Below are 14,546 nucleotides of genomic sequence, written 5' to 3'. Positions count from 1 at the left end.
CCTGTGGAGGTACTGATTGTCGGCGCGGGTCCGGCCGGATCCACAGCCGCGTATTACCTGGCCAAAGCCGGCCTCTCTGTCACGGTGCTGGAGAAGACCAGCTTTCCGCGCGAGAAGGTCTGCGGTGACGGGCTGACGCCCCGGGCGGTCCGCGAAATCCAGAAGCTCGGCCTGCCGCATCCTGAGGGTGAGGGCTGGCGCCGGAACAAGGGGCTGCGGCTGATTGCAGGCGGCCGCACCATCGAACTTCCCTGGCCCGAGGTGTCCGACTTTCCCCAGTACGGGCTCATCCGCACCCGCCTGGGCTTTGACGAGGAACTGGCACTCCATGCCGAGTCCGCCGGTGCCACCATCCTTGAGCGGCACAGCGTTACCGAAGCACTCCGGGACGACGCCGGCCGGGTGACTGGCGTCCGCGCAGCGCTCCTGGACGAGTCCGGACGCAAGACGGGGGAGACGCGCGAGTTCAGTGCCGACGTCGTCCTTGCTGCGGACGGGAACTCCACCCGCACTGCAGTCTCGCTCGGCATCCAGAAGCGCGACGACCGTCCCCTGGGCGTGGCTGTCAGGACCTACTTCACCTCGCCCCGCACGGACGATGACTGGATGGAAGGCTGGCTGGAGCTCCCCGGCCGCGACGGCAAACTGCTCCCCGGCTACGGCTGGGTGTTCGGCGTGGGCGACGGCACCTCCAACGTGGGCCTGGGCATCCTGAACTCCTCCAAGGACTTCGGCAAGCTCGACTACAAGCAGGTCCTTCGCGAGTGGACCGCCGGCATGCCCGCCGAATGGGGCTTCACGCCGGAGAACCAAGTGGGCGAAATCCGCGGTGCTGCCCTGCCCATGGGCTTCAACCGCACCCCGCATTACTCACCCGGGCTGCTGCTGCTCGGCGACTCCGGCGGCATGGTGTCTCCGTTCAACGGCGAGGGCATTTCCTACGCCATGGAGTCGGCGCGGTTCGCTGCCGAGTTCATCATCGATGCCTCCTCGCGCTCCGCGGCGGCAGGTGGAACGTACGACGCCGATGCGCACCTTTCCCGGTACGCGGACTATGTGCGGAACCAGTGGGGTTCGCACTTCACCCTGGGCCGGGCGTTTGCCACCCTGATCGGCAAGCCTGCCGTCATGAAACTGGCGCTGCGGACAGGCATGCCCATCCCGGTGCTGATGCGGTTCGTGGTGCGGCTGCTGGCCAACCTGACCGATCCGTCCGCCAAGGGCATCGAAGACCGGATGATCCGGGTCCTTGAATCCATGGTGCCGGCCACATCCAATGCCTCCCCGGCGACGAATCAGCGGTATCCGCAACAAAAAGTTAGGGTTAACCCGTGACCAACTCCGCAGACCACAGCTGGACGCACGCCGGGCACGGCCTGCCGGACTCCGAACCCAGTCTCAACACCACCGCCATTGCCACCGGCCTCCAGCTGCCGGCGGGCTTCGCCGCCATCGCCGGCGACCCCGAGCTGGGCCCGGCCATCACCAACAACCTGGCCCGGGTGGAAAAGAAACTGCGCGAGGCCATCGCCAACTCGGATCCGCTGGCTGACGCGACGTCGCGCCACCTGGTGGAAGCCGGCGGCAAGCGCATCCGGCCGCTGCTGACCCTGCTCTGCGCCCACCTCGGGGACGCATCGCTGCCCGCTGTGGTGCAGGCCGCCGTCGTGGTTGAGCTGACGCACCTTGCCACGCTGTACCACGATGACGTTATGGACTCCGCGCCCTTCCGCCGCGGCGCACCCACGGCCCACGAGGTGTGGGGCAACTCGGTGGCCGTCCTGACCGGCGACCTGATTTTTGCCCGCGCCTCCATTCTGGTGTCGGAGCTCGGCGGCCGTGCTTTGGGCATTCAGGCCCGGACCTTCGAACGGCTGTGCCTGGGCCAGCTGCACGAGACGGTTGGACCGCGGCCGGATGAAGACCCGGTGGAGCACTACCTGTCCGTCATCGCTGACAAGACCGGCTCGCTGGTTGCAGCCTCAGGCCAGTTCGGTGCCATCTTCTCCGGCGCCGACGAGGCCTACGAGGACGTCCTGGTGGAATACGGCGAGAAGGTGGGTGTGGCCTTCCAGCTCGCTGACGACGTCATCGATGTCACCGGCGTCAAGGTGAAGTCCGGCAAGTCCCCGGGAACGGACCTGCGCGAAGGCGTCCCCACCCTGCCGGTGCTGCTCCTGCGCAGGGCTGCCGCTGACGGCGACCAGTCCGCCGTCGACCTCCTGACCCTGATTGACGGCGACCTGTCCTCCGATGAGGCACTGGCTGCAGCCGTGGCTGGTCTGCGCGAGCACCCCGTGACTGCTGAATCGTGGGTTGTTGCCCGCCGGTGGGCGGATGAGGCCATCGCTGCGCTGGCGCCCCTGCCTGAGGGTGTCGTCAAGGATTCGCTGTCCAACTTCGCTGTTGCCGTGGTGGACCGCGCCAGCTGAGCTGATGTGCGTCGAAGCCCGGTGCCTTCCCACGGTGCCGGGCTTCTGCTTTGTGGGCCTCTGCGCTGGCGGACGTTGCCGGCCTGCTGCAGGGTGCTGTTAACGGGATAGCCCCGGTGCCCAGCAACCGAAGCTGCTGTGAACCGGGGCTATCTCTCCGTTCGCATCAGATCCGCCGGAGGCGTTTAGCGGATCCGTGAATAGCTTATGACACATCTGTCACAGATTGCAAGTCCTAATTTACTGAGAGTGTCATAAGGTTTTCGCGCTGAGACTCCCCACGTTTGACGAATACATGACGGCGATTCCCGGCATGTCGTTGAGGCTCGCCGATGCTGCGAACCAAACCCGGGGAGATTCAGCGCCGCGGGTTATGCACATAGGGCTGTCGGCGCGTCCCGCCGCCGGACCGTAACGGGTGTGCTGGCTGGATGAACGTATCCAGCTTCCTCAGCCGGGCCGGCTCCGTTGCCCGCACCTCGACTGTTCTTAGGGCCGGTTTCTCGGACCGGGATATCCGCAACGCCGTGGCTGCCGGAGCCGTCCGCCGGCTGCGGCATGGCGTGATTGCCCTTCCCGGCGCAGCGCCGGACCTGGTTGCCGCAGTCCTCGGCAACGGCCTGCTCACCTGCGCCCCCGGAGCCAGCCACCGAGGGCTGTGGTTGCTGCACCAGTCGGAGGCTGTCCATTTGTTGTGCCGGCATGCCGGTCCACCGAACGCCGTAGTCCACCGTGGGTCTCTGGTCCCGCACGGAACGGTGGAGCCCGTGGCAAGCGTCACCGACATCCTCATTCACGGATTACGGTGCCTGCCACAGCTTGAGGCGGCGGTCATGCTGGAGAGCGCCGTCCGGCAAGGCGTCACCACTCTGCCGTACCTGCGGCTCCGGCTGCCGGGTAACCGTAACGGATCAGCACGGAAAGTGCTGGACCATGTCGATGGAACCGCGGACTCGCCCATTGAAGTCGTGGCCCGGCTCCTGTTTCGGGCGGAGGGTATCCACACCGAGACGCAGGTGGACCTGCCGGGCATCGGCATCGTCGACTTCCTGCTGGAAGGCTTCCTGATTGTCGAGATCGATGGCGCAAGCCACCTTGAGCCGCGGCAGGTCAAGAAAGACCGGTCCAGGAATAACGCCAGCACTCTGAATGGCTACGCCGTCCTGCGGTACGGATACGCCGACGTCGTCTACAACCCCGAAAAAGTGGTTGCCGAGGTTTGGCAGGTGCTTCTGGGCAGGGTCATCCGCTGAAACTCCCCAGGTTTGGTTTGCGTCAGCGCAGGCGCGCCGTCAAAATCGGGGAACACGCCGTCGGACGCTCTCAAAGGTGAGGAATCCCAGCGGGCGCACGGGCACCAACGCAACCCCGGGCCGCCCGGGGAAGGGGGTTAGTCTTCCTCGTCCCCGAAGGCCCACTCAAACATGTCGAAAACGAATTCGGAGAAGGTTCCCTCTTCGGACTTCCACTGGCCGCGGGCATTGTTGCGGCGGTAGACGATGGGGTCAGGGACACTGAGGTCGCCGGTGCGGAAACCCCAGGTGTACTCCTCTTCCTCGTCCTCAAGGAACATCAGGAAGCCTTCGTCATCGACTTCGAGCTCGTCCGGGTCCCAGAAATAGTGGTAGGCCTCCATGAGGTCCTCGCAGCCACCCACTGCGAGGTAGAACTCGCGGAGGACCAGGGGGATCTGGAACTGGTGGTCGGCGAGGGCCTTGTCCAGCTCCTCGGCGTCCAGGCCGTCCTCTTCCTGCCATTCGTCCTCGAGATACTTTGGAACAAGCGCGCGGAACTTCTCGAGGAACATGTCAGTCATGCTCATATCCTAGCCAATTCCGGACCTGCCCAAATGCCACCCGGAGTAGCGCCAAAGGCTTTAGAAGTTGCTGTCTTTGCCCCGCCGGTGCCACCCGTTGACGGCAAGGGGTGCCTGCCAGGAACGGCGCCACGCCAACACCCGGAAGGCGAACACCACGGCGGCCACTCCGGCTGCCGTCAGGACGTTGAAGATGCCCAGCAGCCACAGCACGGTGGTCATCACTGCCCCCACAAAGGCCGGCAGCGCGTAGATGGATTTCGGGTTGAACAGCTCGGGCACCTCGTTCGCCGTGACGTCGCGGAGCAGCCCGCCGCCCACTGCGGTGGTGACCCCCAGGAGGACTGACGCCACGGGGTTCATGCCGGCCGCCAGTGCCTTGAGCGTTCCGGTCATGCAGAACAGGGCCAGCCCGCCCGCGTCGAACAGGGTGAGCATGGAGGTGAAGCGCTGGACGCTGGGGAACAGGAAATACACCAGGGCCGTGGCCAGCAGAGGCGGGACCAGGTACGCGGGCGTGGTGAATGCCGCCGGCGGGCCGCTGTTGAGGATGATGTCCCGGATCACGCCGCCCCCGAGCCCCACCAGCGATGCCAAAAGCAGGGAACCCACGATGTCGATGTGCTTCCGCGCGGCCAGCAGCGAGCCCGACACGGCAAAGAAGAAGACACCGAGCAGATCCAGCCATACCGGGGCGTTGTCAAAGGCGAAAGTCATCAAAAGTCCAGGTAATTCAAGAAGGGCGGACAGGGCGGCTCCAACGTTACGCTAGCCCCTATGAACAGCCCCATCATGATCGCCTGTGCCCACGGGACGTCCAGCAGTCAAGGCGCGGCCGAGGTCAACGTCCTGCGCGCCGCCATCGCCGAGCTCCGGCCGGGACTTGATGTCCGCGAAGCCTACGTCGATGTGCAGCAGCCGGACCTGGTGGACGTGGTGGCAGGCCTGCCTGAGGGGGAACCCGCAGTGGTGGTGCCTTTGCTGCTCAGCGTGGGGTATCACGTGAAGGTGGACATTGCGCGGGCCGTGAACAGCCGCTCCGGCAGTGCGGCGGCCGCGCCCCTGGGCCCGGACCCCCGGCTGGCCCAATTGCTGGACCAAAGGCTTCGCGATGCAGGTGCCACGGATAACGACGTAATTGTCCTGGCGGCCGCCGGGTCCTCCAACCCCAGTGCCGCCGTCAGCGTTGAGGAACTCCTCGGCCAGCTGCGGGAACTGCGGTCCAACCGGATGGTGGCCGCCTACGGTGCCTCCGCCCAGCCGTCCGTGCCCGACGCCGTCGCGATGCTTCGCGAGGAACTGGCCGGAGGTGCCGGCGCGGGGGAGTCCGCGGGAGCGGTCGACGTGGGCGGGCGGGTAATGATCGCCTCCTACCTTTTGGCGCCGGGCTTCTTCCACGACCAGCTGGGCAAGGCGGGTGCGGACGTCATCACCGAGCCGCTGCTCCCGTCCCGCGTCCTCGCCGAGATCGCCCTGGACAGGTACGACGCCGCCGTCGGAAAGATGAACGAAGGGCCCGCAGCAGCATCCCGGGAACCGGCTGCTGCTGCCCCCGCGGAAGCGCCGGCAAATGCACAGGAGGGTGGCTTCTTCAAGGCCGTCCGGCGTTTCGTGACGAAATATTTCCCTAGGTGACCTCGCATTTCCGGTCCTTTGTGACGCTATTCGAGCGGGACCTACAGTCGTTGCATGACTGATACAGCTCTAGCCGGAGCGTCCGCGGACTCCGCTGCCTCCAAGCGCCCCGCCCGCCCGTCCCGCCCCGCTGCAAAGCCGCACGGGCAGTGGAAAGTGGACGGCAAGACGCCCCTGAACGCCAACGAAACCTGGAAACAGGAAGACGACGGCCTGAACGTGCGTGAGCGTATCGAGACCATTTACGCCAAAGAGGGCTTCGACGCGATCCCCGGCCAGGACCTGCACGGCCGGTTCCGCTGGTGGGGCCTCTACACCCAGCGCAAGCCCGGGATCGACGGCGGCAAGACCGCGACCCTTGAGCCGCACGAGCTCGAAGACAAGTACTTCATGCTGCGCGTGCGGATCGACGGCGGTGCGCTCACCACCGAGCAGCTGCGCGTCATCGGCCAGATCTCCGTGGACTTCGCCCGCGACTCAGCGGACCTCACCGACCGCCAGAACATCCAGCTGCACTGGATCCGGGTGGAGGACATCCCCGAGATCTGGAACCGCCTTGAGGGCGTTGGCCTGTCCACCACCGAGGCCTGCGGCGACGTGCCCCGTGTCATCCTGGGCTCGCCGGTAGCCGGCATCGCCAAGGACGAGATCATCGACCCCACCCCGCTGATCGCCGAGCTGGGGGAGCGGTTCATCGGCAACCCGCTGCTGTCCAACCTGCCGCGCAAGTACAAGACCGCCATCACGGGCCACCCCAGCCAGGACGTGGTCCACGAGATCAACGACTTCGCGCTGGTGGGCGTGGAACACCCTGAACTGGGCATCGGCTACGACCTGTGGGCCGGCGGCGCGCTGTCCACCAACCCCATGCTCGGCAAGCGCCTGGGCGCCTTCGTCAGGCCCGAAGAAGCCGCCGACGTGTGGCTCGGCGTCACCAGCATCTTCCGCGACTACGGCTACCGGCGCATGCGCACCAAGGCCCGCCTGAAGTTCCTGATGGCCGACTGGGGCCCGGAGAAGTTCCGCCAGATCCTCGAGGATGAATACCTGGGCTACAAACTGGCCGACGGTCCTGCCGCGCCCAAGCCCACCACACCCGGCGACCACATTGGCGTGCACGAGCAGAAGGACGGCAAGTTCTTCATCGGTGCCACCCCGCTGGCCGGCCGGCTGTCAGGTTCGGCCCTGGTCAAGCTCGCCGACACCCTGGAGTCCCGCGGCTCCTACCGCCTGCGCACCACCCCGCACCAGAAGCTTGTTGTCCTGGACGTCGAGAAGGATCAGGTGGAGCCGCTGGTGGCTGAACTGGACGAGCTGGGTCTGTCCGCCCGCCCGTCCGTGTTCCGCCGCGGCACCATCGCCTGCACCGGCATCGAATACTGCAAGCTCGCCATCGTGGAGACCAAGCACACTGCCGCCACCGCCGTGGCCGAGCTGGAACGCCGCCTCGGAGACCTGGCCACGTCCGGTGAACTGCCGCAGGCACTGTCGCTGCACATCAACGGCTGCCCCAACTCCTGCGCCCGCATCCAGACCGCGGACATTGGGCTGAAGGGCATGATGCTTCCCACGCCCGACGGCGATCCCTCCCCGGGATTCCAGGTGCACCTGGGCGGCGGACTGGCATCCAACGAACGCGGCGAGGCCGGCCTGGGACGTACGGTCCGCGGCCTCAAGGTGTACGTCGACGACCTGCCCGACTACGTGGAACGCGTGGTCCGCACCTTCGTGGCCCAGCGTGCCGAAGGCCAGACCTTCGCCGAGTGGGCCCACGCAGCAGACGAGGAGGCACTGCAGTAATGTCCAAGCACGCACTCGGAGTCGACCCTGTGGTTGCGCCGGCTGAGGCTTCGGCCCAGGTTGAGGCCACCGTGGCCACTGCAGCGCCTAAGCTCCGCTCCAAGGAAGAACTGAAGGCCCTCGCCGAAGCCGGCGCCGCCGAGCTCGGCTGGGACGCCCCCGCCCGCGACGTCATCGCCTGGGTGGAGCGGAACTTCGACCTGCCCGCCGTCTCCGTGGCCTGCTCCATGGCCGACGCCGTCCTGCCCGCCCTGGTGGCGGACCAGATGCCCGGCGTCGATGTCCTGTTCCTGGAGACCGGCTACCACTTCCCGGAAACCTACGCCACGCGTGACGAGGTGGCGGCAAACCTCCGTGTCAACGTGGTGGACGTCCTTCCGGAAACCACCGTGGAGCAGCAGGACCGGCTGCTGGGCAAGGACCTGTTTGCCCGCGACGCCGCCCAGTGCTGTGCCCTCCGCAAGGTGGCGCCGCTGCAGCGCACCCTGGCCGGCTATGAACTCTGGTTCACCGGTGTGCGCCGCGATGAAGCCCCTACCCGCACCAACACGCCGCTGGTCAGCTGGGATGAGAAGAACGGCCTGGTCAAGGTCAACCCGATGGCTGCCTGGACCTTCGACCAGCTGGTCGAATACTCCGAAGACAACCTCCTGCCCGTCAACCCGCTCCTCGCCCAGGGATACCCTTCCATCGGCTGCCAGCCCTGCACCCGCAAGGTGGCACCCGGCGAGGATCCCCGCGCCGGCCGCTGGGCGAACTCCGACAAGACAGAATGCGGACTACACGTATGAGCACTTCACTAACCGAGGAGACCACCCAGGTGACTGACTCCGCCGTCTCGACGCGACTCTCCAGCCTGGACACCCTCGAGTCCGAGGCCATCCACATCATCCGCGAGGTTGTTGCCGAGTTCGAAAAGCCCGCCCTGCTGTTCTCCGGCGGCAAGGACTCCGTGGTGATGCTGCACCTGGCCACCAAGGCCTTCTGGCCCGGCAAGGTCCCGTTCCCCGTGCTGCACGTGGACACCGGCCACAACTTCCCCGAGGTCATCGACTTCCGCGACCGCACCGTGGAGCGGCTGGGCCTGAAGCTCGTCGTCGGCTCCGTCCAGGAGTTCATCGACCGCGGCGAGCTTGCCGAGCGCGCCGACGGCACCCGCAACCCGCTGCAGACCGTCCCGCTGCTGGACGCCATCCAGCAGAACAAGTTCGACGCCGTCTTCGGCGGCGGCCGCCGCGACGAAGACAAAGCCCGCGCCAAGGAGCGAATCCTGAGCCTCCGCGACGAATTTGGCCAGTGGGACCCGCGCAACCAGCGCCCTGAACTGTGGAACCTGTACAACGGCCGGCACACGGTGGGCCAGCACGTCCGCGCGTTCCCCATCAGCAACTGGACGGAACTGGACATCTGGCGCTACATCGAGCGCGAGAACATCGAGCTTCCCGGCCTGTACTACGCCCACGAACGCGAAGTCTTCGCCCGCGACGGCATGTGGCGCGCAGTGGGTGAAGTCTCCCAGCCCCGCGACGGCGAGAATGTCATCACGAAGACCGTCCGCTACCGCACCGTGGGCGACATGTCCTGCACCGGCGCCGTCGAGTCCAACGCCTTCACCGTGGCCGACGTCGTGGTTGAAGTTGCCGCATCCACCCTGACCGAACGTGGCGCCACCCGAGCAGATGACCGCATCTCCGAGGCCGCCATGGAAGACCGCAAAAAGGACGGGTACTTCTAATGACCACCGAAATTGTTTTGCCCGGCGCTGCCGGTGGCCTGGAATCAGCCCTGCCCACCACCTTGTTCCGCTTCGCCACCGCAGGATCGGTCGACGACGGCAAGTCCACTTTGGTGGGCCGCCTCCTTCACGATTCCAAGGCCATCCTCGCTGACACACTCGACGCGGTGGCCCGTACGTCCGCTGACCGCGGCTTCGGCGGCGAAAAGGGCGGGATCGATCTCGCGCTGCTGACCGACGGCCTCCGTGCCGAGCGCGAACAGGGCATCACCATCGATGTGGCCTACCGCTATTTCGCCACCGACCGCCGCAGCTTTATTCTGGCTGACTGCCCCGGGCACGTTCAGTACACCAAGAACACGGTGACCGGCGCGTCCACTGCGGATGCCGTCGTCGTACTCATCGACGCCCGCAAGGGCGTGCTGGAGCAGACCCGCAGGCACCTGTCCGTGCTGCAGCTGCTGCGCGTGGCCCACGTGATCGTGGCCGTCAACAAGATCGACCTGGTGGATTTCAGCGAGTCCGTGTTCCGCGACATCGAAGCCGATGTGCAGCAGGTGGGCCGCGAACTGGGCTTGGGTTCCGATGGAATCAGCGATCTGCTGGTGGTTCCCGTGTCCGCGCTCGACGGCGACAACGTGGTGGAGCGCTCGGAGCGCACCCCCTGGTACACCGGCCCCGCGCTGCTGGAGGTCCTCGAAACCCTGCCCGCCGCCGATGAACTGGAAAGCCACCTCGAGAGCTTCCGCTTCCCGGTGCAGCTGGTGGTCCGCCCGCAGGGCGCCCTGGCTCCCGACGCCGTGGCAGCCGGCCTGGACGTTGAGGCTTACCGTGACTACCGCGCGTACGCCGGCCAGATCACCGAAGGCTCCGTGAAGGTGGGGGACCAGGTATCCGTGCTGACGCCGGGCCAGGCCCCGCGCGCCACCACCGTGGTGGGCATCGACTTCGCCGGAAAGTCCCTGGAGGAAGCCGCCGCCCCGCAGTCCGTGGCTGTCCGCCTGGCTGACGAGTTCGACGTCGCCCGTGGTGACACCATCGCCGCAGCCGGCACCGTCCGTGAAGCCACCGCAGACCTTTACGCAGCGCTCTGCTGGCTGTCGCCGAAGCCCCTCCGTGAGGGCCAGAAGGTCCTGGTCAAGCACGGCACCCGCACCGTCCAGGCGCTGGTCCGCAGCGTTTCCGGGAAGCTGGACCTGGCCTCCTTCAAGCTTGAGGGCGCCTCCAGCCTGGAGCTCAACGACATCGGCCACGCACAGCTCCGGCTGGCCGCGCCGCTGCCGCTGGAGAACTACCTGCACCACCGCCGCACCGGTGCGTTCCTGGTAATCGACCCGATGGACGGCAACACGCTGGCAGCCGGCCTGGTCAAGGACCACCCGGGCGACCACGAGGATGAGCGCTACAGCATCTGATCTCCACGCCGCCATGAAACCGCGGCTTGTTCGCAGAACCCGGCCTTCAAGGTTAGGTCCTGCGAACAAGCCGCGGTTTTGTCGTTTGGGGAGGGCTACTGCCGCCCCTCAAGGATCGACTTGAGCTTCTGCAGGTCCTTCCGGGTCTGGCGGCGGATCATCGGTGCCATAACCAGCCCGGCGAGCCGCGGGAAACCCGAGGGGCTCCCGGTGTTGCCGAGCGTCATCACCGTGCCGCCGTCGTCGTCCGCCCAGGTGTAGGTGGTCTCCATGGGGAACGGGCCCTGCGCGGTGCGCATCACCAGCTTCCCGCCCGGGACATACTCCACGAATTCGTAGGTGTAACTGAGCTCCCGGCCCATGAACGCGGCGTTGAAGGCCACCTTCGAACCAACCCCCAAGGGCCCGGCGGTGAGCCGCTGCGAACTGTGGATGTTCACGTACCATTGCGGGGCGTTGTCCGGGTTGGCAGCAAAGTCCGCCACCTCGGTACGCGGCCTGTCGATGTGGATCCGGCTCTGCACGTTCACCATGTTGCGTCTCCTTGCGGCGTCCGGCGGCGGCCGGTGGGACTGGCTGTTGCGGGGGTTGCCCTGATGCCACGTTAGCCGTGGAACCCGGGTGTTGGAACGGTGGAGGCAGGGCGCGGCGGGCCCAGTCGCGGTGCGGCACAAGCTGCGCCGGTTGGTCAACGTTAAGGGCAGCTGACGCGTCAAAACCCGGTGACTGTGCGGCTGAATATGACGCCGCATGAACCTGCGTGACCCTCCGTTGAGGCTTCATTGAACGGCTTTGGGCCACTCCCTATGGTGAAACAATGACTAGTTCCAAGCCCGGGATGACCCGCATCGTGGCAGGCGATAGCGCGGTTCCCAAGCGCAAGCGTGCCATCGAGGCCGCCCTGGCCATCGGGCTGGTCCTGCTGATCGCCGTCGGTGCGGTGGTGGCGTCCTCCGTTGCCCGTAACACCGAGGCCCAGGCAGCCGAACCGACGCCGGCAGCTGCACTGAAGCTCGGCTACTTCGGAAATGTGACGCACGCGCCCGCCCTGGTGGGCATCAAGAAGGGTTTCCTCGCCGAAGCCCTGGGCAGCACCCAGCTCAGCACGGAATCGTTCAACGCCGGCCCCGCTGCCATCGAGGCGCTCAATGCCGGGGCCATCGACGCCGCCTACATCGGCCCCAACCCGGCCATCAACTCCTTCGTCAAAAGCTCCGGCCAGTCCGTCAAGGTCATCGCCGGCGCGGCCGCAGGCGGGGCCCAACTGGTGGTTAGGCCCGGGATCGACTCCGCCGCGGACCTCCGGGGAAAGACCCTCGCCTCCCCTCAACTGGGCGGCACCCAGGACGTGGCCCTCCGCGCCTGGCTCTCCGGGCAGGGCTACAAGACCAACGTGGACGGCAGCGGCGACGTCGCCATCAACCCCACGGACAACGCCCAGACCCTCAAGCTGTTCCAGGACGGAAAGCTCGACGGCGCGTGGTTGCCTGAGCCGTGGGCCTCACGCCTGGTGCTCCAGGCCGGCGCCAAGGTCCTGGTGGATGAGAAAGACCTTTGGGACGGGACGGGCACGGGCAAGCCCGGCGAGTTCCCCACCACCATCCTGATCGTCAATCAGAAGTACGCCGCCGACCACCCGGACACCGTCAAGGCATTGCTGGCCGGCCACGCAAAGTCCGTGGCCTGGCTCAACGAAGCGCCGGCGGCCGAGAAGGCCAGGGTCATCAACGCGGGCCTGCAGGAGTCCGCCGGTGCCACACTCGCAGACGACGTCCTGGCCCGCTCGCTGGCCAACATCACCTACACCCTGGACCCGCTGGCCGGAAGCTACCCCCGGCTGCTGCAGGACGGTGTCGAAGCAGGGACCACCAAGCAGGCCGACCTCAACGGGCTGTTCGACCTCCGCGCCCTCAACGAGGTTGCCGCCGCCACCGGCACCAGCAAGATTTCAGCAGCCGGCCTCGGCCAGGACTGAACCAACCCCCCTACCTAAGGACGGCACCATGCCAGTCGTACTGGAAAACCTGGGCAAGCGCTTCGGCGACGGCGCTCCGGTGCTGGACGACGTCAACGCCAACATCGGAAAAGGCGAGTTCGTCGCCCTCCTCGGTGCGTCCGGCTGCGGCAAATCCACCCTGCTGAACATCATCGCGGGACTGGAAGCTCCGTCGTCGGGCGCCCTCGAAGTCCCCAGCGACGGCGCAGCCTTCATGTTCCAGGACGCCGCTTTGTTCCCCTGGCTGACGGCCCGGGAAAACATCGAGCTGGCACTCAAACTGCGCGGCGTGGGCAAGGCCGACCGGCGTACCAAGGCACAGGAACTCCTGGAACTGGTCCACCTGGGCACGGCGGGGGACAAGCGCCCCCACGAGCTGTCCGGCGGCATGCGCCAGCGCGTCTCGCTGGCACGATCCCTTGCCCAGGACCGGCAGCTGCTGCTCATGGATGAGCCCTTTGCCGCCCTCGACGCCATCACCCGCGACCTGCTGCACGATGAGCTGGAACGCATCTGGAAGGAAACCGGGCGCACCATCGTCTTCGTCACCCACAACGTCCGCGAGGCCGTCCGGCTGGGGCAGCGCGTGCTGCTGCTCTCCTCCCGCCCCGGCCGTGTGGTCCAGGAATGGGACGTCACCGAGGAACACCGAACCGACGCCGGGCTCGCCGGCCAGCTCACCGGGGTCATCACCGCCCGGCTGCGTGAGGAGATTCGCCGCCATGCCAAGTAACACCACACCCCTTGCAGAAACGGAGCCGGTCGCCGCGCCGGGCGGGGCGGAGCACGTGCATGCCGCCTTGACGCGGACGTCCACCGGCAAGGAGGACCTCCGCGAGCTCGAATCGGGGCTCGATTCGCTGCAGTCCGACGCCGAGCGCAAGCACCGGGTCGACTGGAGCCGCATCCTCCTGCCCGTGGCCGCGCTGGTGGTTCTGGTGCTCGCCTGGCAGTTCTACGTCTCCCTGGGCATCAAGCGCCGCGACCTGGTGCCCGGCCCGCTGGATGTGGCTGGCCAGATGGGCGTCCTGTGGACAGAAGGCAAGCTGCAGGAAGCCATGTGGACCTCGCTGCAGCGCGGCCTGGTGGGCTTCCTGATTTCGGTGGCCATCGCCACTCCGGTGGGGCTGCTGCTGGCCCAGGTGGCGCCGCTGCGCCGGGCCTTTGGGCCCCTGATTTCCGGCCTGCAGGTGCTGCCGTCGGTGGCCTGGGTTCCCGCTGCCATCATCTGGTTCGGCCTCACCGACGCCACCGTCTACTTCGTGGTGTTCATGGGCGCCATCCCCTCCATCATCAACGGGCTGATCTCCGGTGTGGACCAGATCCCGCCGCAGTTCCGCCGGGTGGGAACCGTCCTCGGCGCCAACCGGCTGCAGATGGCCCTGCAGGTTGTCCTGCCAGCCGCGCTGCCCGGTTACCTGGGCGGCCTCAAGCAGGGCTGGGCCTTCTCCTGGCGCTCCCTCATGGCCGCGGAAATCATCGCCGTGGGCGGCACCATCGGCTTCGGCCTCGGCTCCCTGCTCGACCAGGGCCGGGCGCTCTCCGACATGACAGTGGTGATGTCCGCGATCCTCCTGATCCTCGGCGTCGGCATCCTGATCGAACTGCTGGTGTTCGCGCCCATTGAGAAGCGCCTCCTGCGCCGCCGCGGCCTCCTGGCCGGCAGCACCCGCTGACCCAGCATTTTCCCAACGCCCCGCACCCGGTGCGACTTTCA

Annotated in this window: 14 protein-coding genes; 11 read left to right on the top strand and 3 right to left on the bottom strand. The window is 66.9% G+C overall.

The window, feature by feature from the left end; translation table 11 throughout:
- Window positions 1-3: 3 nt before the first annotated feature.
- From ACP3TD_RS15255 to ACP3TD_RS15245, 3 genes are all read left to right on the top strand, one after another.
- Window positions 4-1,335 (top strand): geranylgeranyl reductase family protein, encoded by a 1,332-nt coding sequence (locus ACP3TD_RS15255; protein WP_426763840.1) that lies wholly within the window; start codon window positions 4-6, stop codon window positions 1,333-1,335.
- Window positions 1,332-2,432 carry a polyprenyl synthetase family protein gene (locus tag ACP3TD_RS15250; protein ID WP_426763839.1) on the top strand — a complete coding sequence of 367 codons (1,101 nt, stop codon included), beginning with the start codon at window positions 1,332-1,334 and terminating at the stop codon, window positions 2,430-2,432. The genes ACP3TD_RS15255 and ACP3TD_RS15250 overlap by 4 nt, the downstream gene beginning before the upstream one ends.
- 431 nt (window positions 2,433-2,863) lie before the next feature.
- On the top strand, window positions 2,864-3,685 hold the full coding sequence (locus ACP3TD_RS15245) for a DUF559 domain-containing protein (protein ID WP_426763838.1): 822 nt from the start codon (window positions 2,864-2,866) through the stop codon (window positions 3,683-3,685).
- Window positions 3,686-3,822: 137 nt separating this feature from the next.
- On the opposite strand, the gene ACP3TD_RS15240 is transcribed toward ACP3TD_RS15245, so the two are convergent.
- Window positions 3,823-4,248 carry a hypothetical protein gene (locus tag ACP3TD_RS15240; RefSeq protein WP_091722276.1) on the bottom strand — a complete coding sequence of 142 codons (426 nt, stop codon included), beginning with the start codon at window positions 4,246-4,248 and terminating at the stop codon, window positions 3,823-3,825.
- A 60-nt stretch (window positions 4,249-4,308) separates the two neighbouring features.
- Window positions 4,309-4,965 carry a trimeric intracellular cation channel family protein gene (locus ACP3TD_RS15235; RefSeq protein ID WP_426763837.1) on the bottom strand — a complete coding sequence of 219 codons (657 nt, stop codon included), beginning with the start codon at window positions 4,963-4,965 and terminating at the stop codon, window positions 4,309-4,311.
- Window positions 4,966-5,025: 60 nt separating this feature from the next.
- On the opposite strand from ACP3TD_RS15235, the gene ACP3TD_RS15230 reads away from it, so the two are divergent.
- The 5 genes from ACP3TD_RS15230 to ACP3TD_RS15210 are packed head-to-tail and all read left to right on the top strand — an operon-like array spanning window position 5,026 to window position 10,833.
- On the top strand, window positions 5,026-5,883 hold the full coding sequence (locus ACP3TD_RS15230; protein WP_426763836.1) for a sirohydrochlorin chelatase: 858 nt from the start codon (window positions 5,026-5,028) through the stop codon (window positions 5,881-5,883).
- Between the two features lie 54 nt (window positions 5,884-5,937).
- Window positions 5,938-7,683, top strand: a complete 1,746-nt coding sequence (locus tag ACP3TD_RS15225; RefSeq protein ID WP_426763835.1) for a nitrite/sulfite reductase — start codon at window positions 5,938-5,940, stop codon at window positions 7,681-7,683.
- On the top strand, window positions 7,683-8,474 hold the full coding sequence (locus ACP3TD_RS15220) for a phosphoadenylyl-sulfate reductase (RefSeq protein ID WP_426763834.1): 792 nt from the start codon (window positions 7,683-7,685) through the stop codon (window positions 8,472-8,474). The genes ACP3TD_RS15225 and ACP3TD_RS15220 overlap by 1 nt, the downstream gene beginning before the upstream one ends.
- On the top strand, window positions 8,471-9,418 hold the full coding sequence (cysD, locus tag ACP3TD_RS15215) for a sulfate adenylyltransferase subunit CysD (RefSeq protein ID WP_426763833.1): 948 nt from the start codon (window positions 8,471-8,473) through the stop codon (window positions 9,416-9,418). The genes ACP3TD_RS15220 and cysD overlap by 4 nt, the downstream gene beginning before the upstream one ends.
- Window positions 9,418-10,833: a sulfate adenylyltransferase subunit 1 gene (locus ACP3TD_RS15210; protein ID WP_426763832.1), complete on the top strand. Its 1,416-nt coding sequence runs from the start codon at window positions 9,418-9,420 to the stop codon at window positions 10,831-10,833. Before cysD ends, ACP3TD_RS15210 begins: the two co-directional genes overlap by 1 nt.
- Before the next feature lie 95 nt (window positions 10,834-10,928).
- Here ACP3TD_RS15210 and ACP3TD_RS15205 read toward each other — a convergent pair whose 3' ends face one another.
- Window positions 10,929-11,366 carry an SRPBCC family protein gene (locus ACP3TD_RS15205; RefSeq protein WP_426763831.1) on the bottom strand — a complete coding sequence of 146 codons (438 nt, stop codon included), beginning with the start codon at window positions 11,364-11,366 and terminating at the stop codon, window positions 10,929-10,931.
- 305 nt (window positions 11,367-11,671) lie between these two features.
- On the opposite strand from ACP3TD_RS15205, the gene ACP3TD_RS15200 reads away from it, so the two are divergent.
- The 3 genes from ACP3TD_RS15200 to ACP3TD_RS15190 are packed head-to-tail and all read left to right on the top strand — an operon-like array spanning window position 11,672 to window position 14,505.
- Window positions 11,672-12,808 carry an ABC transporter substrate-binding protein gene (locus ACP3TD_RS15200; protein ID WP_426767260.1) on the top strand — a complete coding sequence of 379 codons (1,137 nt, stop codon included), beginning with the start codon at window positions 11,672-11,674 and terminating at the stop codon, window positions 12,806-12,808.
- Window positions 12,809-12,836: 28 nt separating this feature from the next.
- A complete protein-coding gene (locus tag ACP3TD_RS15195) occupies window positions 12,837-13,562 on the top strand; it encodes an ABC transporter ATP-binding protein (RefSeq protein ID WP_056075674.1) in 726 nt (241 codons plus the stop codon).
- Window positions 13,552-14,505: an ABC transporter permease gene (locus ACP3TD_RS15190; RefSeq protein WP_426763830.1), complete on the top strand. Its 954-nt coding sequence runs from the start codon at window positions 13,552-13,554 to the stop codon at window positions 14,503-14,505. Before ACP3TD_RS15195 ends, ACP3TD_RS15190 begins: the two co-directional genes overlap by 11 nt.
- The last annotated feature ends 41 nt before the right edge of the window (window positions 14,506-14,546 follow it).

Origin of the sequence: Pseudarthrobacter sp. 1G09 (assembly GCF_050038305.1) — a bacterium.
GTDB classification, from domain to species: domain Bacteria; phylum Actinomycetota; class Actinomycetes; order Actinomycetales; family Micrococcaceae; genus Arthrobacter; species Arthrobacter equi.
Note: the sequence above shows the minus strand (reverse complement) of the source record. Positions and strands in the feature narration are given on the sequence as shown.